Consider the following 24,684-nt stretch of genomic DNA (forward strand, 5'->3'; position numbering starts at 1 on the left):
AGACCGGCCCCTCGGTGGGTCACGGGGTCACTGGATCGTCCAGCCGACGCTGCCGACGCCCGAGCTGTAGATCGCGCAGACGCCCGAGGACTCGCTGTACTGGCCCGGCGCCAGGGTCACCCACTGGCCGGAGACGTCCGGGGCCCAGCCGCAGACGATTTCGGCGCGGAAGGTGACGGTGCGGTCGGTGTTGTTCTTGCAGCCGGCGATGCCGTGGTCGGGGTTGTTGTTGTGGACCCAGCCGTCGCAGTCGACGCCCGCCTGGGCAGCGGCCTGGGCCGGGGCGGCCATGCCGATGGCGAGGGCGCAGGCCGAGACGGTGGCCGCCAGGCCCGCTGCGAGGATGTTCTTCCTGCGGTTTATGAGCTCCCCCGGGAGGTTGTGGTCACGTAGTCGCTGTGATCAGTGAAGGGCACCGGCGCGCGGGCGTGAACCTCGGACATGTGAGGGTCGGTGAGGGGGGCCTTCCGGCCTCGGTTACTCTGTGCCGCCGGGTTGGCGAGGGGAGATCGAAGTGACGGGGCGTCGTGCGGCTTGTGCTGCGGTGCTGGTCGTGCTGTTGACGGGGTGTGGGTCGGGGGCGCAGGACAATGACGACGCGAAGGCGTCGGCGACCGCGGAAGACTCCTCGGTCGCTCACCGTGGTGGCTCCCTCGGGGCCGAGGGTTCCGCCTGCGAGCTGCCGGTCACCTTCGACATCGCCAAGGAGTGGAAGGCGGAGGCCGTCGACGGCTCCGTGGACGGCGAGGTGTCGCAGGACATCGCCGACGCCTTGCTGCGCCAGGGTCCGGTCGCCCTGGTGTGCGAGGTCGACGCCAAGCCGGCGGGCAACATCGGCTTCCTGCGGGCGTGGACCGGTGAACCCGGTGGCGACGATGCCCGTACCGTCCTGGAGGCCTTCGTGGCGGCCCAGGACGGGGTGAGCAAGGAGCAGTACGACACCTTCACCGCGGGCGACCTCACCGGCGCCGAGGTGACGTACCTGTACAGCGACGAGTTCCTGGACGAGAGCAAGGAGGAGAGCGCCCTTGCCGTCAGCACTGCGCAGGGGCCGGTCGTCCTGCACCTCGGCGGACTGGACACCGAGGAGCACCGGGCGATGCTCCCCGCCTTCGAGCTCGCGAAGAAGACACTGCGCACCGGCGGGAATGAGTAGGAGTACTCAGGCCGCCGCCCTTCTGGCGCGCGATGGTGGAAAGAGTGGTTCAGCTTCGCCATCGCGTATCCAGGGGGTCGGACATGACCACATTCCGCCGCTGCTTCCTCAACCCGGCCGCGCTGGGCTATCTCGCGGTGGTGGTCGCCGTCTGGGTGTGGGTCGCTGTCGACCTGCTGTTCGTCGAGCACCCGGACGCCAGTCTTGCCGGGGTCTGGGCGTTTCTGGTGACGGCTCCGACCTCGCTGTTCTTCGTGTGGCTGCCCGGCCCGCTGCCGTGGATCGGGCTCGTCGTCGGAGCCGTGGCCCAGGCGGGGGTGCTCGGCGCGCTCTACCGGGCGCTCTTCGACGGGTCGCGGCGCACCGGGACCAGTAACGCGTGAGGCCGTGCCGTGACCGGCACGGCCTCATCGACCGTCAGGCGTGTGTCCGGCGATGTTCGCGGATGATGTCCGCGTAGCGCAGGCCGCTCGACTTCATGGTGCGCTTCTGGGTGGCGTAGTCGACGTGGACCAGGCCGAAGCGCTTGTCGTAGCCGTAGGCCCATTCGAAGTTGTCGAGCAGGGACCAGGCGTAGTAGCCGGCCAGCGGGGCTCCCTTGCGCACGGCGCGGGCGCAGGCGGCCACGTGTTGCTCCAGGTAGCGCGTGCGGCCGGGGTCGTGGACCGTGCCGTCGGGTGCGACGGTGTCGGGGAAGGCCGAGCCGTTCTCGGTGACGTACAGCTTGCCGACGCCGTAGTCGTCGGTCAGGCGCAGCAGCAGGGCTTCCAGGCCGTCGGCGTCGATCTGCCAGTCCATGCCGGTGCGCGGGACGTCGGGCAGCCGGACCTCGCGGGCGTAGGGGACGGGGCCTGCGGGGTCGTCGGTGACGGTCGCCGGGAAGTAGTAGTTCAGGCCGTGCCAGTCGAGCGGTGCGGCGATCGTGGCCAAGTCACCGGGGCGTTCGGGGAGTTCGACGCCGTACAGCTCGCGCATGTCGGCGGGGAAGCCGCGGCCGTACACGGGGTCGAGCCACCAGCGGTTGGTGTGGCCGTCCATGCGCGCGGCGGCCGCGATGTCCTGCGGGCTCGTCGAGGCGGCCTCGATGGTGGAGTGGTTGGTGACCAGGCCGATCTGGGCGCCGGGGGCGGCCGCGCGGATCGCCTGGGTGGCGAGGCCGTGGCCGAGCAGCAGGTGGTACGACGCCTGCACCGCCGCGGTGAGGTCGGTGAGGCCGGGGGCCATGCGGCCCTCCAGGTGGCCGATCCAGGCCGAGCAGAGGGGCTCATTGAGGGTGGCCCACTGGGTGACGCGGTCGCCGAGGCGGCCGGCCACGGCGGAGGCGTAGGCGGCGAGGTGTTCGGCGGTGTCGCGGACGGTCCAGCCGCCGCGGTCCTGGAGGACTTGGGGCAGGTCCCAGTGGTAGAGGGTGATGTTGGGGGTGATGCCCGCCGCGAGGAGGGCGTCGACGAGCCGGTCGTAGAAGTCGAGGCCGGCCGGGTTGACCGGGCCGTCGCCGCCGGGGACCACGCGGGGCCAGGCGAGGGACATGCGGTACGAGTCGACGCCGAGGCGCTGCATCAGCGCCACGTCCTCGGGCCAGCGGTGGTAGTGGTCGCAGGCCTCGTCGCCGTGGTCGTCGTTGTCGACCTTCCCCGGGGTGTGGGAGAAGGTGTCCCAGATGGAGGGCGTCCGGCCGTCTTCGGCGACGGCGCCCTCGATCTGGTAGGCGGATGTGGCCGTGCCCCAGGTGAAGTCGTCGGGGAAGGCGGCGAGGTCTATCGGTTCGGGCACAGAGAACCTCTCTGGGTCGGGGCAGGCGGTTACTTGACGGCTCCGGCCGTCAGGCCGGTGACGAGGTAGCGCTGCAGGAGCAGGAAGCCGGCGACGACGGGCAGGCTGACGACGAGCGAGGCGGCCATGATCTGGTTCCAGTACACGTCGTTCTGGGTGGAGTAGCCCTGGAGCCCGACCGCGAGGGTGCGGGTGGTGTCGTTGGTCATGACGGAGGCGAAGAGGACCTCGCCCCAGGCGGTCATGAACGCGTAGACGGCGACGGCGACGATGCCGGGGATCGCGGCCGGCACGACGACCCGGAACAGGGCGCCGAGGGGCCCGCAGCCGTCGACCTTCGCCGCCTCGTCGAGGTCCTTCGGCACCGAGTCGAAGTAGCCGATCAGCATCCAGATGGAGAACGGCAGCGAGAAGGTCAGATAGGTGAGGATGAGGCCGCCGCGGGAGCCGAACAGGGCGATGCCGGTGGCGTTGCCGATGTTGACGTAGATGAGGAAGAGCGGCAGCAGGAAGAGGATGCCGGGGAACATCTGGGTGGAGAGCACCGTGACCGTGAAGACGCGCTTGCCGCGGAAGTTGTAGCGGCTGACCGCGTAGGCCGCGAAGACGGCGATGGTGACGGAGCAGACGGTCGCCGCGCCCGCCACGATCAGCGAGTTGATGAAGTAGTCGGCGAGCGGGACGGTCTCCCAGATGTCGAAGTACGGGCGGACGGTGAGGTCGGTGGGCAGCCACTGGAACTTCCCGGACACGTCCTGGAGCGGTTTGAGCGAGCTGGAGACCATCACGTACACCGGCAGCAGTACGAAGACGGTGAGCAGGGTGAGGAAGATCCGGCGGCTCCACAGGAAGGACTGCGGGGCGGCCATCGGGGAGCGGGTTTTAGGCATCGGCCTTCCTTCCGCGGGAGGTGAGCACGAGGTACACGCCGGTCACCAGGAGCAGGAACAGGAGCAGCAGGACGGACATCGCGGAGCCGGTGCCGAAGTTCCAGGTCTGGAACGACGACTGGTAGATGTGCAGCGAGATGAGGTCCGCGGCCTCCGGTGCCGCCCGGCCGAACAGGACGAAGGGGGTGTTGAAGTCGTTGAACGTCCACAGGAACAGCACCAGGACGAGGACCTGGTTGACCGGGCGCAGGGACGGCATGGTGATGCGGCGGATCTGCTGCCACACTCCGGCGCCGTCGAGGGCGGCGGCCTCGTACATCTCCCGTGGGATGTTCTGGAGTCCGGCCATGATGATGAGGAAGGCGAACGGCCAGCCCTTCCAGACCGAGACGACGAGCAGGGTGAAGAAGCTGTTGTCGCCGATGAGCCAGAAGGGGGGTGAGTCGGTGAGCCCGAGCTGGTCGTGGATCACATGGTTCACCAGGCCGTTGTCCCGCTGGAACATGAACGCCCAGGTGATGACGGCGGCGTAGACCGGCAGTGCGTACGGGACGAGGAAGATCGCGCGCAGCAGGCCCCGGCCGCGGAAGGACTCCTGGAGGTAGATCGCGGCGGCCGCGCCGAGCAGCCAGCACAGGCCGACGGAAAGCACGGTGAACAGGCAGGTCGTGAAGAACGACTTGAGCAGGGCCTCGCCGACGGGGGCGTCGAAGTCGACCGAGATCCGGTAGTTGTCCAGGCCCGCCCAGGGAGCCGTGCCCCAGTCCCGGATGTAGAACTGGGTGAGCTCCTTGAAGCTGACCACGATGCCGATGACCATCGGCACCAGGTGGACCAGGAGTTCCAGGAGCAGGGCGGGCAGCAGGAGCAGATACGGCAGGGACACTCGGCGCAGCCGCCCGGAGCGGCGCTTGCGGGGCGCCGCTCCGGGGGCCTGCTTCGGTGCCGTTCGTTCCTTCACCGCGGTGGTGGTCATGGAGGTGTCCGTGGTCACGAGTTGGGCATCTGCTGCTGGGCCTTGTCGAGCTTGGCGCGCACCGATTCGGTGGTGACCGCCCGGCCGGCGGCGGCGTCGGCGAACAGCTCCTTGACGGCGGTGCCCACGAGGGTCTCGAACTGCGACTCGTCGGGGACCTGGGGCAGCGCGGTGGCGCTGGTGGCGAGGGTGTCGCGCAGGACGGCGAGCGCCGGGGAGTTGAACGCGGGGTCGTCCTGGGCGGACTTGACCGGCGGGATGGAGCCGTAGGCGCCGTTGAGGATCTTCTGTTCCTCGTCGCTGGTCATGAAGTTCACGAACTTCTTGGCGCCGTCGATGTTCTTGGTGTTCTTGAAGACGGCGAGGTTGATGCCCGCGACCATGGAGTTGGTGTTGGTGCCCTGGCCGGGGGTGCCGGACTGGACGGGGGCGGGGGCGACGCCCCACTCGTCGTCCTTCATACCCTGGGACTTGAAGGTCGCGGAGGCGGTCTGCCACAGCACCATGGCCGTCTTGTCCTTGGCGAAGTCGCTCAGGGACTGGTTCTGCGCGTACTCGGCGTTCCCCGGCGCGATGATCTTGTCCTTGGCCATGAAGTCGACGTACTGCTTCACGGCGGCGACGGCGCCGTCGGAGGTGAAGTCGGCCTTGCCGTCGGGGGTGAAGAAGTCCGCGCCGTGCTGCTGACCGAGGACGAACACCTGGTGGATGATGTTGGCGAGGTTCGAACCCTCGGCGCCGAGCGCCCACTTGCCGTCCTTGGACAGCTTCTTGCCGACCTCGACCATCTCGTCCCAGGTGGCGGGCGGCTTCTCGATGCCCGCGTCGGCGAACATCTTCTTGTTGTAGTAGAGCGCGTAGGCCATGGAGTACAGCGGTACGGCCGCGGGGTCCTGGCCCTGGGCGCCGGTGGAGCCGAGCGCGGAGGTGACGAAGCGGTCCTTGCCGCCGATCGCCTCGAAGTTCTTCGCGTCCCAGGGCAGCAGGGCGCCGGTGGCCTGGAGGGAGGCGCTCCAGGTGTTGCCGATGTTCAGGACGTCGGGGCCCTGGCCCGAGGTGGTGGCGGTGAGGATCCGGTTGAGCAGGTCCGACCAGGGCACCACCTCCAGCTTCACCTTGATGCCGGTCTCCTTCTCGAACTTGTCGAGTTCGGGCTGGAGGACCTTCTTGTCCACCTCCAGGTTGGCGCCCTGGTTGGAGGCCCAGTAGGTGAGGGTCTTGGGCTGCTCGTTGGATCCTTCCGAGCCGGACGACCCCCCGCCGCAGGCAGCCGACGTGAGGACGAGCGAGAGGGTGACGGCGCCGATGGCTGCGACTCTGCGTATGCGCATGACTTCAGTAGGCCTTCCGAGAAGGAGCGACTGTCGCCTGCGGAGGATCCGGAGCAGCGCCCCGTGTGCGGACCCGCACCCCCCACGGCTTAATTTAGGACGTGAGTTAAGCGTCAAGCTAAGATCGCGTCAAGAGCCCCGGCGCAGGTGGATTGCGGCGAGGACGTCGAGACGAGGGAGCGGGAGTGACAGTGCGCAGCGGTCGTACGGTGCGTGACCTGCGGCGGGAGAATCGTACGGCCGTGCTGCAACGGCTGTACTTCGACGGACCGCTGAGCCGGTTCGCGCTCGGGCCCACCACCGGACTGAGCTCCGGCTCGGTGAGCAACGTGGTCTCCGAACTGATGGCCGAGGGCCTGGTCGAGGAGGCCGGCAGCGTCGACTCCGTCGGCGGCCGTCCGCGCACCCTGTTGCGGGTCAGCCCGCAGAGCGGCCACATGATCGGCATCGACGTGGGCGAGACCCGGGTCCGCATCGAGCTGTTCGACCTCGCACTGACCGAACTGGCCCGCGTCGAGAGGCCCCTGGCGACCGCGGGACGCCGCATCGACCGCTACGACGTCGACGTCGTCGTCCGTCATCTGCGCGAGGGCATCGCCGAGGTGCTGGAGCAGACCGGGACGACGGTCGAGCGGCTGCTGGGCGTCGGGATCGGCGTGCCCGGCATCGTCGCGCGTACCCCGCAGGACGGGGCCATCGTGCACGGCCAGACGATCGGCTGGGACGCGGTCCCGCTGGAGCGGTATCTGCGGGAGTCGGAGCTGCTGCCCGAGACGGTGCCGTACTACGTCGACAACGGCGCCAAGACGCTCGGGCAGGCGGAGATGTGGTTCGGTGCCGGGCGCGGCGCGCAGAGCGCGGCGGTGGTGCTGTTCGGCTCGGGTGTCGGTGCCTGTGTCGTCTCCGGTGACATGGGTCCGGGCCGGGCCGTGGAGTGGGGGCATCTGACCGTACGGGTCCGGGGGCGGCGCTGCCGCTGCGGCGCCCAGGGCTGCCTGGAGGCGTACGCCGGGGCCGAGGCGCTGCTGGAGCGCTGGGCGGAGGCGGGCGGCCGGCCGCCGGCCGGGGTGGACGAGGAGACCGCGCTGACCGCCATGCTCGCGGCCGCCTATCCGGCGGAGGGCCCCGCCGACGAAACCGCCCTGACCGTCCTGGAGGAGACGGCCGAGTATCTGGGCGCGGGCTTCTCCGACCTGATCAACCTCTTCCAGCCGGAGCGCATCCTGGTCGGCGGCTGGGCAGGGCTCCAACTGGGGCGCCGTTTCCTGGATTCCGTACGGGCCCACGCCACCGCCTACTCCCTGCGGTACCCCGCCTCGCACGTCCGCATCGACCTCGGCACCCTCGGCCCGGACGCGGTCACGGTCGGCGCGGCGATCCTGCCGCTCGCCGACTTCTTCGCCCGAGGCGGGCGGCCACTGGAGTCCGAGCCGAAGGAGCCGAACCCGGCCTGGCAGACCAATCTCCAGGACCGCGCGGCGCAGTAATGAGCCCTCCGGGCCGGGAGCGGGGAGCTCCCGGCCCGGAGGAACCGGTCACGGGAAGGACGTGACGGTGGACGGCACGGTCGATGTGCCCGCGGGGACGGTCGAGGGCCCCGTGTCGTTGATGACGTGCTCGTAGTGCCCGTTGCCGCCGAGCGAGACCACCAGGAGGCTGTGGAACTTCACCCCCGGCTTCACCGGCGCCTTGAAGCCGTGATCCTGACGGATGCTCGGATCGACGTTGTAGTAGCAGTAACTGCCCAGGCCCCACCCCTCGTGCGTGGTCACCGAGTCGTCGACGCGATAGGCGGCGTAGCCCTTGGTGGAGCCGTTCTGGATGGCGGTCTGGTTCGGCGCGTCGTAGGCCTTCTCGTTCTGGAAAAAAATCGTCCGGCCGCGCTCGCCGTACCACTCGACGTCGTACTTGTTGAAGTGCTCGACGAACAGTCCGGTCGCGAGCACGTCGTCGCCGTTGACGCGGACGCCGTAGTCGGCGCGGTTGGTCTCCCAGCCGACGCCGTCGCCGTGGTCGGCGCGCCATACCCAGGTGTGGTCGATGATCGTGTCGTCGCTGTTGACGACCATGCTGGTGGTGGCCTTGCCGGGGCCCGCGCCGCCGATGCGGATGTATACGTCCTGGACGGTGGTCGGGTTGGTGGCGTGGTCGGCGCTCGCGTTTTGCGGGCCGATCTCCAGCAGGGTGGTGGAGTTGACCGTGCCGGCGTCGATCAGGAAGCCGGCCAGCCGGACGCCATCGACGTCACCGACGCGCATCGCCGTGACGCCGTTGTCCGGGATGATCGTGGCCAGGCCCAGGCCGAGCACGATGGTGTTGGCCCGGTTGATCTGGATCGTCTGGTCGACGTGGTAAACGCCCGGCGTGAACAGCAGGTGCAGGCCCTGGCTCACGGCCTGGTTGATGGTCGCCGCGCTGGCGCCGGGCTTGACCACGTAGAAGTCACTGAGCGGGATGGACTGGCCCTGCGGGGTGCCGCTCTCCCACGTCGTGCCGCGCGCGTTGGTGCGCAGCGCGGGCGCGAACACCTTGTAGTCGTTGCCGTCCAGGTAGAGGAACGGCTTCTCGCGCGAGAGGGGCGTGTTCTCCAGCGTGGTGTACTTCGGCTCGGGGAAGCCGGTCGCCGGGGCGCCGACGGTGCCGGAGAAGACCTGGTTCCACACCGAGTTGGACCAGCCGCCGATGGAGCTGTCCCGGGTGTACCACTGCTGCTGCGAGTAGTTGCCGACCTGACCGTCGACCTTGGAGTCGGCGATATAGCCGCCACTGGCCCAGCCGTAGCCGTCGGGGGCGAGGTTGAGTCCGCCCTTGACGTGCATCCGGCGGAACGAGGACGCCTGGGAAACGGCCCAACGGTTCGTGCCGTTCACCGGGTTGACCGCGAGGTTCTCCGCCGAACGCCAGAAGTTCTGCGTGGCGTTGCCGTTGAACCAGCCCGCGTCGACGGTGATGTCGCCGTTGATCAGGGTGTCGTCGGGCTTGAGGCCGAGGCCGGCGATCTGGGTGTAGAAGCCGATCTGGGCGTTGAGGCCGCTGTAAGTGCCCGGCTTGAAGAGGAACGCGTGCCGGCCGCTGCCGAACTGGGCCGACTCCTGCTGCTGGAACACCTCGTCCAGCTTGGCCTGGATGCCGGGCGTGGAGGGGTCGAAGACATGGACGTTCGGGCCGAGGTCACCGCCCCCGGGGATGGTGGGGTCGCCGTCGGGGGTGCCGTAGACCTTGAACTCCCAGAGTGAGTAGCCCCATCCGGTGGCGCGGGCGGTGCCGAGGACTCGGACGTAGCGGGCCGTGCCGGAGACGTTCAGGGTCTCGGTGCCGCCCGTGGCGGTGGTGGTGGAGTAGGCGGTCGACCAGTCGGTGCCGTTCTGCGAGGTCTCGATGCGGTAGGCGGTCGCGTAGGCGGTCTCCCAGCGCAGTTCGACCTGGCTGAGTGCGGCGGGGGCGCCGAGGTCGACGCGGATCCACTGCGGGTCGGCGAAGGCGCTGGACCAGCGGGTGCCGTTGTCGCCGTCGACTGCGGCGGTGGCGGGGGTGCCGGCGCTCTCCTGGCTGGAGGCGGTGACCGGCTTACCCTGGGACAGCAGGGTGGGGGCGGCTGCGGCCTGGGTCGCGGGGACGACGGCGAGCAGGGCCGCGGCAAGGGCGAGGACGAGGGTGGCGACGAGGCCGCGGCGCGGGGCTCTGTGGGGTGAGGCGGTCGCTGGTGGTGGACCGGCTGCGGGCATGGCAGGGCTCCTCGAAACGTGACGGAAACGGGCGAGCGCTCTCGGGAACCCTGCCGGTGGTTCTCCGGTCGGGTCAATAACTCCGTCACGACTTTTCTTTCACCTTTCATTAAGTAGGGAGTGGGGTGATGTACGGCCTGAGTGGCATCCCATACGCGCCAATGGCGAGCGGAGCGACTGAGTCCGCGTGACGCGTGTATGCACCCTTCAACCTGCTTCACACCGCCACCACAGATCCTTCACTTCACGATCGCTTCCGGTCGATCCGCCTCCGGTGGTGCAGACGCGGTGAGCGAGGCGCGCCTAGCCTCCCCGGCCATGCGATCACCACTGATGAGACACCTCGGCCTCACCACCGCTCTCGGCCTTCTCCTCGCCGTGTTCGGCCTGGCCCCCAGCGCGGGCGCCGCCGAACCCGCCCCCGCCACCCTCACGTTCAGCTCCGACAGCGCGACCACCACGCCCGGCGGCACGGTGAACCTGTCGATGACGCTCACCAACAACGCCGGCTACGACATCTGGTTCGTCCACCAGACGATCGACCCGACCTGGCTGACCACCCAGCGCCCCGACCTGAAGTACAGCTTCACGTCGTGCGCCCTGACCACGGCCACGGGAGCGACCCCCTGCTCCGGCACCGGCCCCGCCGACCTCGGCGCGAACTACGGCACCACCGTCCCGCCCGGCCAGAGCCGCACCGTCACCCTCACCCTCGAGGTCGCCGCCGACTCCGGCTGCAATGGCAACATCGGCTTCTACTCCTACTTCTACGCCGAGTTCAGCGACCTTACGAGCATCAGTGGCGGCCCGGCCTACACACCCGAGACGCGCGTCCTGTGCGCCTGACAATCCACGAGTGACCTGAAACCGGTCTGCGATCAGCGTCCCCGCGTGGTCCAGACCTCCGGAAGAAGCACCGGCGGGCTCGGGTGGCCCGCCGGTGTGCCGTACAGGCCCCCGGCCAGCACTCCAGGCACTTCGCGCCCCGGCCGTACCGCCCCCTCGGCCCGGCCCCGGCGCGTCATGTCCCGCTCGGTCATGACCAGTTGGACACCTGCACTTTTCCGTCATGTTTCGCAAGATGACCACGAAAGCTACACACAGACACCACCATGTGACGCGACGGATGCGTCGACGACCGGCTACTGAGGGGGGCACGGCGTCACGCAAGGGGGTGTGTCCGCTCTGCGCGAGCAGGTGCTCACCCCTGCCCGGGAGGGGACAAACCCGCATGAAGCGGATTTTATGCACCACCGCGCTGACGGTGGGCGCGCTCATCGCCGCGATCGGCCTGCCGGCCGGAGCGGCCCACGCCGACACCGCGCCCCGTATCGATCTGCGGGTGCTGGTCGTCAGCGACGGCGGACCGTCGACGGACGCGATCGCCGCCGAACTCGACGTGGCGGGAACGCCGTACACCGAGATCGACCTGACCGAGGCGGACCGCCCGGTCATCGACGCGGAGCTGCTCGCGGACACCGTCGACGGGCGGCCGCGGGCCAAGTACCAGGCGGTCGTGCTGCCCAGCGACAACCCGTTCGCGGCGGGCTCCGCCGAGATGGCGGCCCTGGTGGCCTATGAGCAGACGTACGGCATTCCGCAGGTCGACGCCTACACCTACGCGCGTCCGGAGGCCGGGCTGAACTACCCGGTCGAGGGCGGCTACGCCGGAAGCCTCGACGGGGTGCGGGCCGAGGTCACCGACGCCGGGCTCGCGGGACCCTTCGGCTACCTCGACGGCGCGGTGCCCTTCGAGGACAACTCCCCCACGGTCGGCGAGAGTTACGCCTATCTCTCCACGCCCGTCGCGGGCGCCGACTTCACTCCGTACGTCGATGCCGCGATCCCGGGGACCTCTCAACGCGGCTCCCTGGTGGGCGAGTACCGGCACGACGGGCGGCGCGAGCTCGTCGTCACCTTCGTCTACAACCAGTACCAGCAGCAGTTCCGGCTGCTGGCCCGCGGGATCGTGGAGTGGATGACGGGCGGGGTGCACCTGGGGGCGTCCCGGAACTACTTCGCCGTCCATGTGGACGACGTGTTCGCGGCCGACGACCGCTGGAACACCGAGCTCAACTGCACGCCCGGAGACGTCGACTGTCCCGACGGGGCGGGCACTCCCGACCCGATCCGGATGACCCCCGGGGATGTCACCTACGCCACCGACTGGCAGGACAGCCGCGGCTTCACCCTGGACCTGGCCTACAACGGCGCCGGGAGCGTCGAGCACCGCGCGGACAACGGCGGCGCCGATCCGCTCGCCGACCGGTTCGTCGACGAGCGTGCCGAGTTCCGCTGGATCAACCACACCTACACGCACGCCTTCCTCGGCTGTGAGCAGGACACCACGGTCGTGCCGTGGCGCTGCGCCACCGAGGCCGACGGCAGCACCCGGTGGGTCTCCCGGACGACGATCGGCGACGAGATCGCCATCAACCGGGCCTGGGGCGAGAGCGCCGGACTGCCGCTGGAGAACGACGAGTTGGTCACCGGCGAACACTCGGGCATGAAGGTGCTGCCGCAGCAGACCGACGACAACCCGAACCTGGCGCTCGCCCTCGAGGACACCGACATCGCCTGGCTCGGCTCGGACAACTCCCGCGAGCCGCAGCAGCGGCAGGTCGGCCCGTCGACCACCGTGCCCCGCTACCCGATGAACGTCTTCTACAACGCGGGCCGGGCGGCCGAGCAGGTCGACGAGTACAACTGGATCTACACCGGCCGCGCCCAGGGCGGCAGCGGCATCTGCGAGGACAACCCGGCGACCTCCACCTGCCTCACCGAGCCGCTGGACACCGCCACCGGATACGCGGACTACATCGTGCCGCTGGAGACCAACACCGCCCTTGGCCATGTGCTGGCCAACGACCCCAAGCCGCACTTCATCCACCAGTCGAACCTCGCCGAGGACCGCATCGCCTACCCGGTGCTGAACGGCGTACTCGACGGCTACGACGCGCTGTACGCCGATGACACTCCCGTGGTGAACCTGCGGATGAAGGACATCGGCACCGAGCTCCAGCGGCGCGCCTCCTGGCAGGCCGCGCTGGACGGGGTGACCGCCTACCGCATCGGCGACGCGGTGACCGTCGAGGCCCCGGACGGAGTCGCGGTCACCGCGACCATGCCGACCGGGACCACGCTGGCCGGCGCCGCCTTCGGCGAGGCCTATGCGGGAGAGCGGTCCGGCTGGACTCCCTCCGCCGGAATCCCGCTCACTCTTGACCTGCCGTCGTCGGCGCCCCCGTCGACGGCCGCGGGCGCGGCGGCGGTGACGGATCCGGCGCCCGACACCTATGTCCCGCAGGGGACGAGAGAGCCCGCGGCGGACTGAGCGGCGCACCGACCGCCGGTCCCGGCCGCCCACGCGCGGCCGGGACCGGCGCGACCACCTCACACCTCGGCCGTGGAGCACATCGATGCACGATCCCCACGGCGCGCGACGCTCGGACGCGACGCGCGTCACCCTGCTCACCGAAGGCACCTATCCGCACAGCCACGGAGGCGTGAGCGTCTGGTGCGACCAGCTCGTCACCGGCATGCCCGATGTGGCGTTCGACGTCATCGCCGTCACCGGCACCGGACACGAACCGCTCGTGTGGGAGCTGCCCTCCCACGTCTTGCAGGTCTGGTCCGTCCCGATGTGGGGCGCACCGCCGGAGGGCGCCCCGCCCAAAGGACGCGCTCGCCGTCGCCTCGCCCAGGCCTACGAGCGGTTCCTGACGGCGCTGCTCGACCCCTGTGCCGAGGACGGCTTCGCCCCGGCGCTGTACACGCTGGCGCGGGCCGCGGCGGACGGCACGCTCAGCCCCTTTCTCCGCGGCGACCGGGCGGTTGCCGTGCTGGCCTCCGTGTGGAACCGGCCCGGGCTCGTGGTGCGGGAGGCCCGGCCCTCGCTGCACGACGCGCTGACCGCCACCGCACTGCTGGAGCACGCCCTGCGCCCGCTGACCGCTCCGGTGCCCAAAGACGGGGTCACCCACGCGGTGAGCGGAGGCGTCGCCGTGCTGCCCGGGCTGGCCGCGCTGGAACGTTACGGCGTTCCGCTGCTGCTGACCGAGCACGGCGTCTATCTGCGCGAGCGCTACCTCGGCTACCGCACCGCCCCCTACCGCTGGCCGGTGAAGGCCGTCGTGCTGGGCTTCTTCCGGCTGCTGGCGGAGGAGACGTACCGCAGGGCCGCGCTGATCACGCCGGGCAACCGCTACAACCGGCTGTGGGAGGAGCAGGGCGGTGCCGCGCCGGAATCGATCCGGACGGTTTACAACGGCGTGGACCCGACGGCCTTCCCGCCTGCCGGGCCCGAACCGGAGGGGCTCACCCTCAGCTGGGCCGGCCGGGTCGACCCCATCAAGGACCTGGAGACCCTCATCCGGGCCTTCTCCCTCGTACGCGAGCAACTGCCCGACGTACGGCTGCGGTTGTTCGGCGGCACGCCGCGCGGTGGTGAGGCGTACCGGGAGCGGTGCGAGGCGCTGGCCGCCGAGTTGGGGCACGCGGACGCCGTGACCTTCGAGGGGCGGGTCGACGACATCAAGGACGCCTACGCGGCCGGGACCGTGGTGATGCTGTCCAGCATCAGCGAGGGCTTCCCGTTCACGCTGATCGAGGCGATGTCGTGCGGACGGGCCACCGTCTCCACCGATGTGGGCGGGGTCCGCGAGGCCGTCGGCGACACGGGGTTGGTGGTGCCGCCGAGGGATCCGGCCGCGATGGCCGCCGCCGCGCTGGAGTTGCTGGGCGATCCCGAACGGCGGGCGGCGATGGGAGAGGCGGCCCGGCTGCGGGTGATCGAGCAGTTCACTCTGCGGCGGACCATCGACACCTTCCGGTCCATCTATCAGGAACTCCCCTACATGGAACGGGTGTTGATACCGGAGCCGGACTTGGCAAGGAGCCTCGCCCTATGAGCGGGCCCATGGCACTCGAACCGGGCGGCACGGAGCAGGACACGCTCGCGCTCCGCCTCGCCGACGACACCACCGTCGCCCTACGGCTCCCGGACAGTGGCACGCACCGCGCCGAGGTCGACGGGCTCGCCGCCGAGCTCGCCGACCGCATCGGGCCCGCCGTCCATCCGTACGAGGTGGCCGCGCTGCTGGAGTCGGAGGGTCTGACCGCCGCGGTGGTCAGGGACCGGTACGGGCATCCCGACATCTTCTCGCTCGCCTCCGCCCTGTACGAGCGGGTCCCGAGGGTCTTTCCCGAGCCCGCGCCGCTGCCCGACCCCTGGCGCCCCGACCATGTGCGCTGCCTGCTGCGCGGAGTGCTGTTCGCGCTGCCGGGGCTCGCCTATCTCCTCGCCGCGCCCCTGTGGCACGCCACCGCTCACGCCACCGCGCTGATCGTGGCCGGGCTCGCCTCCTGGGCGTGGGGACAGGCACTGGGCCACCGCGCCCATCTGCGGATGGCGAGGGGCAGGCACGAGGCGGCCCGGACGCTACTCCTCGGCGCCCCCATCGGCGCGGCTCTGGCAACGGCCTGCGCGGCTGTTCCCGCACACGGCAGTCCGGTCACCCTGGTGGCGGCCGCGCAGTCCGTCTATCTGGCCGCGGCGGGCGTGCTGCTGGTGCTCGGCGCGGAGTGGCTGCTGCTGGCCGCGCTCACCCCGCTGATCGCGGGCTCCGCGGTCCTGCCCTGGTGGGACCCGGGCCCCCTGCTGCGCGCCGGGCTGCCCCTGCTGGCCCTCCTCGCCACACTCGCCGTCACCGCCCACACCCTGCGCACCGCCCTCGCCGCCCCGCCCGCACCCGCCGCTCCCCCTCCACCGGCGCACCGGTCCCTGCCGTACGGCCTGTTCGGACTCGCCGCCGGAATCCTGGTGCTGCTGGAGGGACGACAGCACCCGTACGCGGTGATCGCGCTGACCGTGTCCATGGGCCCCGCCGAGTGGCTGCTGTACCGCTACCGCGGACTGTCCGTCGGCGCACTGCGGGCCGCCGCCACACCCGCCGCGTTCCTGTGGCGCGCGGCCGGTGTCCTCGGCCTGTGTCTGCTCGCCTATCTGCTGCCCCTGCTGCCGACCGCCCTGCTCACCGACAGCGATCCGCCGGCGCTGCTGGCGCTCGCGGCCACCTTGTGGACGGCCCTGCTGCTCCAGGCGTTCGGCATCGCCTGGGCGCCGGCGGCGATCTGTCTGACCGCCGCTGCCTGCGCCGCCGCGGCTCCCACGACCTACCTCGCCTTCACCTACGGGTCGGCGGCCCTGTGTCTCACGGTCTGCGTCCTGTGGACGCTCGGCCGACCGGCCCCGCACCTCTGAGCCTTCACCTCAACCCATCGGAAGGACCCCCGAGTTGACCTCCGCACCGCTTGCCGCCGTCACCGGCGCCGAAGGCTTCATCGGCTCGCACCTCACCGAGGCGCTCGTCGCCTCCGGACACCGCGTCAGGGCGATGGCCCAGTACAACTCCTTCTCCTCCTACGGCTGGCTGGAGACCCTGCCGGCGGACGTCCTGGAGCACGTCGAGATCGTCCTCGGCGACGTCCGCGACCCCGGCTCGGTCCGCGGTCTCCTGGAGGGCGCGGACTGCGTCTACCATCTGGCCGCCCTCATCGCGATCCCGTACTCCTACCAGGCACCGCACAGTTACGTGGACACCAATGTGACCGGCACCCTCAACATCCTGGAGGCCGCGCGCTCCCTGGGCACGCCCCGGCTGGTGCACACCTCCACCAGCGAGACCTACGGCACCGCGCAGACCGTGCCGATCACCGAGGACCACCCCATCAACACCCAGTCGCCGTACGCCGCTTCGAAGGCGGGCGGGGACCGACTGGCCGACAGCTACCACGCCAGCTTCGGCACCCCGGTGGTGACACTGCGGCCGTTCAACACCTTCGGGCCGCGGCAGTCGATGCGGGCGGTGATCCCCACGGTGATCGGTCAAGTGGCCGCCGGGGAACGGACGATCACGCTCGGCGATCTGCGTCCCACCCGGGACTTCACCTACGTCAAGGACACCGCGCAGGCCTTCCTCACGGTGGGTACCGCGCCCGCCGAGCAGGTGGTGGGCCACACCTTCAACGCCGGTACCGGCGGCGAGATCTCGGTCGGCGACCTCGTCGCGCTGATCGGCAAGGTGATGGACACCGCCCTCGACGTACGCGAGGACCCCGAGCGGCTGCGGCCCGCCGCCTCCGAGGTGATGCGGCTGGTGGCCGACGCGTCCCGGCTCACCGCGGCCACCGGCTGGCAGCCCGCGCACACGCTGGAGGAAGGGCTCGCCCACACCGTGGAGTTCTTCCGCGATCCGGCCAATCTGGCCCGCTACAAGACCGGCATCTACAACATCTGAACCCCCCACCACGACGTTCCATGAAGGAGCAGTCACCATGCACGCAGTGATCCTGGCGGGCGGCAAGGGTGTCCGGCTGCGGCCCTACACCACGGCCCTGCCCAAGCCCCTCGTCCCCATCGGCGACCAGCACGCCATCCTGGAGATCGTGCTGCGCCAGCTCTCATCGGCCGGTTTCACCCACTGCACGCTCGCCATCGGCCATCTCGGCGAGATCATCCGCGCCTATGTCGGCGACGGTTCCCAGTGGGGCCTGAAGGTCACCTACGCCACCGAGGAGAGCCCCCTGGGCACGATGGGCCCGCTGCTGGCGTTGCGCGAGCAGCTGCCGGAGACCTTCCTGGTGATGAATGGCGACATCCTCACCGACCTCGACTACGCCGATGTGCTGCACCGGCACAGGGAGTCGGCCGCGCCGCTGACGATCGCCACCTACGCGCGCCAGGTGCACATCGACTTCGGGGTGCTGACGACCGACGCCAGCAAGGTGGTCGCGTTCACCGAGAAGCCGAGCATGGACTACCGCGTCTCCATGGGCGTCTACGGACTCACCCGCGGCACGCTCGACGCCTACACCCCGGGGCTGCCGCTCGGCTTCGACGAGCTGGTCCTGGATCTGCTGGCCGCCGGGCGCCCGCCGCACGCCTACGACTTCGACGGGTACTGGCTGGACATCGGCCGCCCCGACGACTACGACCAGGCGAACGCGGAGTTCACCAGCCGTAAGTCGCTTCTGCTCAAGGGAGCCTGAGCACCGTATGCGCATTCTCGTTCTGGGCTTCACCGGTTACCTCGGTGGCCATGTCGTCGAGCGGCTGCGTGCCCTGCCGGGCACGCGGGTGCTCGGCGGCGGCCGCTCGTCCGACGCCGACCACCGCATCGACCTCGCCTCGGCCGACCCCGAACGGCTGGCGAAGACCCTGGCGGCGGCGGCACCGGACGCCGTGGTCAACTGCGCCGGCGCCATCGGCGGCGACACCGTCACGCTCGCCGAGGTCAACACCCGCGGTCCGGCTGTCCTGTGCGCGGCACTGCGGGCGGCGGCACCGGCCGCGCGCCTGGTCCATCTGGGCTCGGCCGCCGAGTACGGCCCCGGCACCCCCGACGTGCCGGTCACGGAATCGGCGCCGACCAGCCCGGTCGGCCCCTACGGCGCAACCAAGCTCGCGGGCACCGCAGCCATCGCCGCCTCCGGCCTGGACGCGGTGGTGCTCCGGGTGGGCAATCCGGTGGGGCCCGGGGCGCCGCCGACCGGGTTGCCGGGCCGTGTCGCCGCCCTGCTGCGGGAGGCGGGCCCGGTCCTGCGGCTCGGCGATCTGTCGGCCTACCGCGACTTCGTCGACGTACGGGATGTGGCACGGGCCGTCGAGCTGGCGGTGGCTGCCGGCGGGCCCTTGCCCTCGGTGCTGAACATCGGCGGCGGGGCGGCGGTCCAGGTGCGCGAAGTCGTGGGCCGACTGGCCGAGTTGGCGGGCTTCCGGGGCCGTATCGAGGAGTCCGCGTCCAGTTCGGCCCGTTCGGCGCAGGTGTCGTGGCAGTGCTCGGACATCACCGCCGCGCACGACGCGCTCGGCTGGCGGCCGACCCGCACCCTGGAGGAGTCACTGAGCGCACTGTGGGAGGGCGGCCGAGCACCATGAGCCTGCTGATTCCGCTGTACGTCCATCCGGCCGAGGATCCCGGTGCCTGGCACCGCCTGATCTCGGGCGCCGACCGCACCTACGCGGTGGTCCTGAACCCGGCGAGCGGACCGGGCCGGGAGCCGGACCCGGCATTCTCGGCGGCGGCCGGTGCGCTGCGTACGGCGGGTGCCCGGCTGCTCGGGTACGCGGACACGGCGTACGGGCACCGCGATCCGGCCGAGGTCGTCGACGACATGCGCCGCCACCGAGAGTGGTACGCGGCCGACGGCTGCTTCCTCGACCGGGTGCCGGCGGAACGGGCGGGTCTTTCGGAGTGCCGCAAGCTGGTCCGGTCCGTGCGCCGGGCCGGCGCCGACACCGTGGTCCTCAATCCGGGCGTCCACCCGGCACCTGGCTACGCCCGCCTCGCCGACCTCACGGTCACCTTCGAGGGCCACTGGTCGACGTACGTCTCGGCGTTCAGCCGCCCGGCGTGGACCGAGCGGCATCCGGCCGAACGGTTCTGTCATCTGGTGTACGGGGTGCCCGAGGCGCTGGTGCCGCTGGCCGTGCGGACCGCGCACGACCGGGGGGCGGCGGTGTCGGGGCCGGTCACAGGGGAACAGCCCAATCCCTGGGCCGACTTGACGCCCGCGCTGTGGGGAGCGGAGCGATGAGGAAGGCGGCTCTGGTCGCTCTGGCGGCTCTGATGACCGCGTGCTCCGGGACCGACGACGGCGGCTCTTCCTCCTCCGGAGCCCGTTGGCAGCCGCGCCCCGGTCTGACCTGGCAGTGGCAGCTCGACGGCCGGGTGAATCCGTCGGTCGACGTGCCGGTCTACGACATCGACGGCTTCGAGAACTCCGCGACGGACGTGGCCCGGCTGCACCGCGACGGACGCAAGGTCATCTGCTACATCAACGTCGGCGCCTGGGAGGACTTCCGCCCCGACAAGGACGCGTTCCCCGCCTCGGTCCTCGGCCGGCCCAACGGCTGGAAGGGCGAGCGCTGGCTGGACATCCGCCGACTGTCCGTGCTGCGGCCGATCATGGAGCGCCGCGTCGACATGTGCCGCGACAAGGGCTTCGACGCCGTCGAGCCCGATCTGATGGAGGGCTACGGCAACGACACCGGCTTCCCGCTGACCGCGCGGGACCAGCTCCGCTACAACCGCATGATCGCGGACATCGCCCACCGGCGCGGCCTGTCCGTCGGGCTCAAGAACGACCTGCCCCAGATCCCCCAGCTGGTCCGCCACTTCGACTTCGCGGTGAACGAGGAGTGCGCCCAGTACGACGAGTGCGGCGAGCTGAAGCCGTTCATCGCGGCGGGCAAGGCGGTCTTCCACGTGGAGTACGCCGAACCGACCGCCGCCTTCTGCCCCGACTCGCGGCGGCTGAAGCTGTCGTCGATGCGGAAGGAGCCGGCACTGGGGGTGTGGCGGGCGCCGTGCTGACCAGGGCGGCCGTCCGTAGGGTGAGGGCATGCATATAGAGGTGGTGCAGTTGCTGGTCTCGCCCCTGCACCGGCTCGCGGGACGGCCCGCCGACGGGCTGCCGCCGGAGCCGGACGGGGAGCTCGTGGAGCGGGCCGAGGTGCGCGAGGGGCTCGGTCTGGTCGGCGACCGGTACTTCGGGCAGCGGGCGCATCGGGACGCGTCGGTGACGTTGATGAGCGCGGAGAACCTGCCCACCGCCTCTGTGGACCTACGGGAGACCCGGCGCAATGTCCTGCTGCGGGGCGTCGACGTCGACTCCCTCGTCGGGTCGGTCATCAGTCTGGACTGCGGTGAGGGGCCGGTGACATTGGCGGTGAACCGTCCGGCCCGGCCCTGTGCCTGGATGGACGTAACCATCGGGCCGGGAGCTCAGCGCGCGCTGCGCGGGAAGGGCGGTGTGCGATGCACCCCGCTGTCGGACGGGGTGCTCGCAGTCGGACCGGCGACGTTCCAGGTGCAGTGACGCGGGCCGTCAGGACGCGGTGCAGGAACCCAGTACGGGCGCCGCGCTGTTGCCGTTCTTCATGACGGTGAAGCCGAAGCTCGTGGACGCCCCGGCGGCGAGGCTGCCGTTGCCGTTCGGGCGCATCGTCATGACGTTGCCGGAGCTGTCCCAGGTGGGCGAGCCGTTCCAGGTCGCGGAGATCTTCTGCGGTGAGGTGAGTGTGACGGTCGTCGTCCAGCCGGTGATCGCCGAACTGCCCGCGGTGACGGTCACCTTGCCGTTGAAGCGGTCGCTCCACTCTTCTTGCTTGCTGTACGTCACGGAACAGGCCGCGGACCCGCCGCCGCCGGATCCGGATCCGCCGAGCGCGGTCAGTACGGCCGTGTAGGCGGGCTTCTTGTTGTAGTTGCCGTCGAAGAGCAGGGGCGTTCCGGAGGCGCGCCAGGAGTACTTGTCGGTGACGCCCCAGACGGTGATGCCGGTGCAGCGGCTGACGGCGAGACAGGCCCGCACGACATTGCTGTAGCTGTTCGCCTGGGCCGTGCCCGAGCCCTCGATGTCGAGTTCCGTGATCTGGACGTCGACGCCGAGGTCGGCGAAGCGCTGCAGGTTCGCCTGGTAGTCGGACGGTACCGGCGAGGCGCTGTTGAAGTGGGACTGGAAGCCGACGCAGTCGATCGGCACGCCGCGTGCCTTGAAGTCGCGGACCATGTTGTAGACGGCATTGCTCTTCGCGTTGACGCCGTCGGTGTTGTAGTCGTTGTAGCAGAGCTTGGCGGCCGGGTCGGCGGCGCGGGCGGTGCGGAACGCCTCCTCTATGAAGCCGTTGCCGAGCTTGTCCTGGAAGGGCGAGCTGCGCCGGGCTCCGCTGGAGCCGTCCTGGTAGGCCTCGTTGACGACGTCCCAGGAGTGGATCTTGCCCTTCCAGTGGGTCATCACCTGGGTAATGTGGTTGTTCATCGCCGTTCTGAGGTCGGCGGTGGCCAACGAGCCGACCCAGCTGGGCAGTTGGGAGTGCCAGACCAGGGTGTGGCCGCGGACCTTCATGCCCCGGCTCTGGGCGTGCTTGACGATCTGGTCGGCGGAGCCGTAGGTGAAGTTGCCGCGGCTGGGCTCCACCGCGTCCCACTTCATCTCGTTCTCGGGGGTGACCGAGTTGAACTCGGTGTTGAGCGTCGAGGCGTACGCGGACTCGCCGAGGTGGTTCGCGGCGACGGCGGTGCCGAAGTAGCGGCCCTTCTCGGCCGCCGCGGCGCCGAGGGTGCTCGCCGCCTGCGCCGGGCCCGAGAGGGCCGTGACGCCGCCAGCGGCGAGCAGGCCGGCGAGGCCGAGGACCAAGGCGCTGCGAGCGGTGCGTTCGGGGGCCTTGCGGATGGACGTGCGGGTAACCATCTCGTCCCCTTCTTCAGGTCCGAAAGTTTCTGACACATTTCCGAATGGCGTCGCAGACCATAGGGGCAACCTGATGCACCGTCAACGGCTCGCGCGGCATCCAGCGCCCAGCAGCGCCTCCCCTGTCCCCTCGGCAGTCATTTTCGGCATCGAAAGTTTCGGAACTCTCAGGAGGGAGATTCGGTCCCGGTGTAGAAGGCGATCGTCGCCGCAGTGGTGGACTCCACGGCCCCCGCATCCGCGCCCGAGGCGGCGTACGCGGCACCCCACAGCTCGCCCGCGCGGGTGTGAGACGCCTTGCCCTCGTCGGACATCGCCCACTCCTGCGCCTGCTCCGGGCTGAGCCCGCTGCCCCCGAGATACAGACCGAGCCCGAGGAGCACCATGTCCCAGCCGACGCCGGTGGCGCCGGGACCGTACTGCCCCCAGAACTCCTCCGGGACGACCGCCACATGCTCCAGTTCGAGGACGGTGCGCTCCTCACCTTCCGGCGTCAGGCGCACCACGACCTCGCTGAACCCCGGGTCGGGGCCGAACAGCCAGCTCACCCGCAGCAGGTTCGGCTCGTCGCACTGGAGGATCTCGCCCCCGGCCTGGCCTTGCAGCTGGTAGCGTCCACCGACCTTGAACTCGCCGCTGACCGGCAAGAACCAGCGCGCGATGCGCTCGGGGGAGGTCACCGCGTCCCACACATCGGCGACCTCGGCGTCGTACGACCGCCGCAGCAGCACCGTACGGGCCTCTCCCGCCTCGACCCGCCGGGTGCCGACCTCGCGGTGCAGCCGATTGATCTCGTCGATGATCTCAGTCATCCTCGCTCACTTCCTCATGTCGTCTGCGCTCGCGCTTGCCGCGCGCGAGCTCCGTCCCGAGCGCGTCGAGCCGCTGCTCCCAGAAGCCCCGGAACCGCTCCAGCCAGTCGTCCACCTGTCGCAACGGCGCGGCGTCCACGGCGTACAGCCGCCGGGTGCCTTCCGCCCGCACGGACGCGAAGCCGTTGTCCCGCAGCACTTTCAGGTGCTGGGACACGGCCGGCTGCGAGATCCCGAACTCCTCCTGGATGGCGGCACTGATCACACCCGACGCCTGCTCACCCGAGGCGAGCAGCTCCAATATCCGGCGCCTGACCGGATCCCCCAGAACATCGAAGGCGTGCACAAAGCCGACTATGCCACTCACGACTTATATAAGGCAACTCTTAAATAAGAAGCCCGCCCACGATGCCCACGACGGGTGCCGCGTAGCTGACCTCGGCTGTGAAGCCGGCCGCCTCGAAGGCCGCGGTGACCTTCGTGGCGACCTCGTCCAGGCGTTGCCCGGGGGGTTCGTAGAACGCGTACAGGGCGCCGCCGGGCGCCAGGAGCGACGCGGCGAGCGCCAGTTCGGCGCGGGCGGGGCCGGTCCAGAAGAGGTTGACGTTGATCGCGAAGATCTTGTCGAAGCGCCGGTCGGACAGGCCCGCGGCCGCCAGCTCCGGGGCGGTGAAGGAGGCCTGGGCGATGGTGGCCCGGCCCTCCCGAACCGGGCCTGCGTTGCGGCGCACGGCCCGTTCCACGGCCGTCGCCGATCGGTCGACGGCCGTGATCGTACCGGTCTCCAGCAGCGGGCAGACGAGCTGGACGGCGACTCCGCCGCCGCAGCCGATCTCCAGAAGGCGGTCGGTGGGGTGTACGTCGAGGACGGCGACCGCCTGCCTGATGCGTTCCGGAACCGCTGCCATGGATGGGCCTTTCAGGCAGGCGAGGACACCGTCACGAAGGAGTCGATCGCCTCGGTCAGCTCCTTGGGCTTCTCCACCGGGAGTTCGTGGCCTGCGTCGATGATGCGCACCAGGGCGCCGGGGCAGGCCTTGGCCATGCGGAGCATCTGGGTGAGCGGGAGTTGGATGTCGTGGTAGCCGTGCACCAGCAGGGTGGGCGTGCGGATCTCGCCGAGGCGGTCCAGGACGTCGAACGCGCGCATGGCGCCGTAGAGCGTCATGACCACCTCCCGGGGGGTGGCCGCGGAGGCGCGGATGTACTCGCGGATCTCCGCCCGGGGGTAACCGGGGGCGAAGGCACGCTGGATGTTGGTGGCCACGAACAGCTTGAAGGGGACGAGGGTCGAGGCGGCCATCAGCAGGCCGCGGCCGCGGCTGTACGTCATCCGGCTGATGGAGTTCACCAGCACCAGGCGCTCGACCCGCTCGGGACGGTCCAGGGTGATCGTCTGCGCGATCATGCCGCCCATCGAGTGGCCGACCAGGACGCACCGTTCGATCTCCAGATGGTCCAGGAGGGCCAGGACGTCGGCGGCCAGTTCCTCGATGGTGCCTACGCCCGCCCCACTGCTCTCCCCGTGTCCGCGCAGGTCGAGCCGGACCACACGCCGCCGCTCGGCGAAGTGGGCGATCTGGTGGTCCCAGCGGTGCCGGTTCGCCGTCCAGCCGTGGATGAAGACCAGGGGCACGTCGGCGCTGTCGCGGGGGCCCTCGTCGTCGTACATCAGAGCTGCGCCGTCGACTGCGAGCTGCGGCATGGGGCCTCCTGCGTGCGGTCCGGTTACTGGCCGGTACGGTAGCCGGTCGCGTGGCCCTGCG

The 24,684-nt window shown here is 70.3% G+C and carries 25 protein-coding genes; 13 read left to right on the forward strand and 12 right to left on the reverse strand.

Features of this window, described 5'->3' with window-relative positions:
• Positions 1–27: 27 nt before the first annotated feature.
• The gene (locus OHT76_RS02075; RefSeq protein ID WP_328868965.1) at positions 28–291 is read right to left on the reverse strand and encodes a hypothetical protein; all 264 of its coding nucleotides are present in this window, start codon (positions 289–291) and stop codon (positions 28–30) included.
• A 223-nt stretch (positions 292–514) separates the two neighbouring features.
• Between OHT76_RS02075 and OHT76_RS02080 the strand changes: the two genes are divergently transcribed.
• Positions 515–1,156, forward strand: coding sequence for a lipoprotein (locus OHT76_RS02080; RefSeq protein WP_328868966.1), 642 nt, complete (start codon positions 515–517; stop codon positions 1,154–1,156).
• Positions 1,157–1,239: 83 nt separating this feature from the next.
• The gene (locus tag OHT76_RS02085; protein ID WP_328868967.1) at positions 1,240–1,539 is read left to right on the forward strand and encodes an SCO4225 family membrane protein; all 300 of its coding nucleotides are present in this window, start codon (positions 1,240–1,242) and stop codon (positions 1,537–1,539) included.
• 34 nt (positions 1,540–1,573) lie between these two features.
• Here OHT76_RS02085 and OHT76_RS02090 read toward each other — a convergent pair whose 3' ends face one another.
• From OHT76_RS02090 to OHT76_RS02105, 4 genes are read right to left on the reverse strand one after another with little or no spacing between them, the layout of a single operon-like run.
• Positions 1,574–2,929 (reverse strand): GH1 family beta-glucosidase, encoded by a 1,356-nt coding sequence (locus OHT76_RS02090; RefSeq protein WP_328868968.1) that lies wholly within the window; start codon positions 2,927–2,929, stop codon positions 1,574–1,576.
• A 29-nt stretch (positions 2,930–2,958) separates the two neighbouring features.
• A complete protein-coding gene (locus OHT76_RS02095; protein ID WP_328876433.1) occupies positions 2,959–3,798 on the reverse strand; it encodes a carbohydrate ABC transporter permease in 840 nt (279 codons plus the stop codon).
• A gap of 13 nt (positions 3,799–3,811) precedes the next feature.
• Complete coding sequence (locus OHT76_RS02100) at positions 3,812–4,795, reverse strand: carbohydrate ABC transporter permease (RefSeq protein ID WP_328868969.1); 984 nt, start codon at positions 4,793–4,795, stop codon at positions 3,812–3,814.
• A 14-nt stretch (positions 4,796–4,809) separates the two neighbouring features.
• Positions 4,810–6,126, reverse strand: a complete 1,317-nt coding sequence (locus tag OHT76_RS02105) for an extracellular solute-binding protein (protein WP_328868970.1) — start codon at positions 6,124–6,126, stop codon at positions 4,810–4,812.
• A 185-nt stretch (positions 6,127–6,311) separates the two neighbouring features.
• On the opposite strand from OHT76_RS02105, the gene OHT76_RS02110 reads away from it, so the two are divergent.
• Positions 6,312–7,613: an ROK family protein gene (locus tag OHT76_RS02110; protein ID WP_328868971.1), complete on the forward strand. Its 1,302-nt coding sequence runs from the start codon at positions 6,312–6,314 to the stop codon at positions 7,611–7,613.
• Positions 7,614–7,661: 48 nt separating this feature from the next.
• Here OHT76_RS02110 and OHT76_RS02115 read toward each other — a convergent pair whose 3' ends face one another.
• Positions 7,662–9,851, reverse strand: a complete 2,190-nt coding sequence (locus tag OHT76_RS02115) for a discoidin domain-containing protein (protein ID WP_328868972.1) — start codon at positions 9,849–9,851, stop codon at positions 7,662–7,664.
• A gap of 318 nt (positions 9,852–10,169) precedes the next feature.
• Between OHT76_RS02115 and OHT76_RS02120 the strand changes: the two genes are divergently transcribed.
• The gene (locus tag OHT76_RS02120) at positions 10,170–10,697 is read left to right on the forward strand and encodes a hypothetical protein (RefSeq protein ID WP_328868973.1); all 528 of its coding nucleotides are present in this window, start codon (positions 10,170–10,172) and stop codon (positions 10,695–10,697) included.
• Between the two features lie 32 nt (positions 10,698–10,729).
• On the opposite strand, the gene OHT76_RS02125 is transcribed toward OHT76_RS02120, so the two are convergent.
• Positions 10,730–10,891, reverse strand: a complete 162-nt coding sequence (locus OHT76_RS02125) for a hypothetical protein (protein ID WP_328868974.1) — start codon at positions 10,889–10,891, stop codon at positions 10,730–10,732.
• Positions 10,892–11,082: 191 nt separating this feature from the next.
• Here OHT76_RS02125 and OHT76_RS02130 point away from each other — a divergent pair, with 191 nt between their 5' ends.
• From OHT76_RS02130 to OHT76_RS02170, 9 genes are all read left to right on the forward strand, one after another.
• Positions 11,083–13,185 (forward strand): hypothetical protein, encoded by a 2,103-nt coding sequence (locus OHT76_RS02130; RefSeq protein ID WP_328868975.1) that lies wholly within the window; start codon positions 11,083–11,085, stop codon positions 13,183–13,185.
• A gap of 85 nt (positions 13,186–13,270) precedes the next feature.
• The gene (gene pelF, locus OHT76_RS02135) at positions 13,271–14,761 is read left to right on the forward strand and encodes a GT4 family glycosyltransferase PelF (RefSeq protein ID WP_328868976.1); all 1,491 of its coding nucleotides are present in this window, start codon (positions 13,271–13,273) and stop codon (positions 14,759–14,761) included.
• Positions 14,758–16,113: a hypothetical protein gene (locus OHT76_RS02140; protein WP_328868977.1), complete on the forward strand. Its 1,356-nt coding sequence runs from the start codon at positions 14,758–14,760 to the stop codon at positions 16,111–16,113. The genes pelF and OHT76_RS02140 overlap by 4 nt, the downstream gene beginning before the upstream one ends.
• A 34-nt stretch (positions 16,114–16,147) precedes the next feature.
• Positions 16,148–17,149: a GDP-mannose 4,6-dehydratase gene (locus OHT76_RS02145; RefSeq protein WP_328868978.1), complete on the forward strand. Its 1,002-nt coding sequence runs from the start codon at positions 16,148–16,150 to the stop codon at positions 17,147–17,149.
• Positions 17,150–17,186: 37 nt separating this feature from the next.
• Positions 17,187–17,900 (forward strand): nucleotidyltransferase family protein, encoded by a 714-nt coding sequence (locus tag OHT76_RS02150; RefSeq protein WP_328868979.1) that lies wholly within the window; start codon positions 17,187–17,189, stop codon positions 17,898–17,900.
• A 7-nt stretch (positions 17,901–17,907) separates the two neighbouring features.
• A complete protein-coding gene (locus OHT76_RS02155; protein WP_328868980.1) occupies positions 17,908–18,789 on the forward strand; it encodes an NAD-dependent epimerase/dehydratase family protein in 882 nt (293 codons plus the stop codon).
• On the forward strand, positions 18,786–19,448 hold the full coding sequence (locus tag OHT76_RS02160) for a spherulation-specific family 4 protein (RefSeq protein ID WP_328868981.1): 663 nt from the start codon (positions 18,786–18,788) through the stop codon (positions 19,446–19,448). Before OHT76_RS02155 ends, OHT76_RS02160 begins: the two co-directional genes overlap by 4 nt.
• Complete coding sequence (locus OHT76_RS02165) at positions 19,445–20,227, forward strand: endo alpha-1,4 polygalactosaminidase (protein WP_443049695.1); 783 nt, start codon at positions 19,445–19,447, stop codon at positions 20,225–20,227. The genes OHT76_RS02160 and OHT76_RS02165 overlap by 4 nt, the downstream gene beginning before the upstream one ends.
• Before the next feature lie 28 nt (positions 20,228–20,255).
• Positions 20,256–20,732 (forward strand): molybdenum cofactor biosysynthesis protein, encoded by a 477-nt coding sequence (locus tag OHT76_RS02170; protein ID WP_328868982.1) that lies wholly within the window; start codon positions 20,256–20,258, stop codon positions 20,730–20,732.
• 9 nt (positions 20,733–20,741) lie between these two features.
• Here the strand turns inward: OHT76_RS02170 and OHT76_RS02175 are convergent, their stop codons facing one another.
• The 5 genes from OHT76_RS02175 to OHT76_RS02195 all read right to left on the reverse strand — a co-directional run bounded on the left by OHT76_RS02175 (position 20,742) and on the right by OHT76_RS02195 (position 24,623).
• Positions 20,742–22,106: an endo-1,4-beta-xylanase gene (locus OHT76_RS02175; protein WP_328868983.1), complete on the reverse strand. Its 1,365-nt coding sequence runs from the start codon at positions 22,104–22,106 to the stop codon at positions 20,742–20,744.
• 167 nt (positions 22,107–22,273) lie between these two features.
• Entirely contained in the window at positions 22,274–22,918 is a 645-nt protein-coding gene (locus OHT76_RS02180; protein WP_328868984.1) for an SRPBCC family protein, read from the reverse strand.
• Positions 22,911–23,264 (reverse strand): ArsR/SmtB family transcription factor, encoded by a 354-nt coding sequence (locus OHT76_RS02185; protein WP_328876435.1) that lies wholly within the window; start codon positions 23,262–23,264, stop codon positions 22,911–22,913. Before OHT76_RS02185 ends, OHT76_RS02180 begins: the two co-directional genes overlap by 8 nt.
• Positions 23,265–23,304: 40 nt before the next feature.
• Positions 23,305–23,826: an SAM-dependent methyltransferase gene (locus OHT76_RS02190; RefSeq protein ID WP_328868985.1), complete on the reverse strand. Its 522-nt coding sequence runs from the start codon at positions 23,824–23,826 to the stop codon at positions 23,305–23,307.
• An 11-nt stretch (positions 23,827–23,837) separates the two neighbouring features.
• Positions 23,838–24,623, reverse strand: coding sequence for an alpha/beta fold hydrolase (locus OHT76_RS02195; RefSeq protein ID WP_328868986.1), 786 nt, complete (start codon positions 24,621–24,623; stop codon positions 23,838–23,840).
• Positions 24,624–24,684: the final 61 nt, after the last annotated feature.

Source organism: Streptomyces sp. NBC_00287 (assembly GCF_036173105.1).
GTDB lineage: Bacteria > Actinomycetota > Actinomycetes > Streptomycetales > Streptomycetaceae > Streptomyces.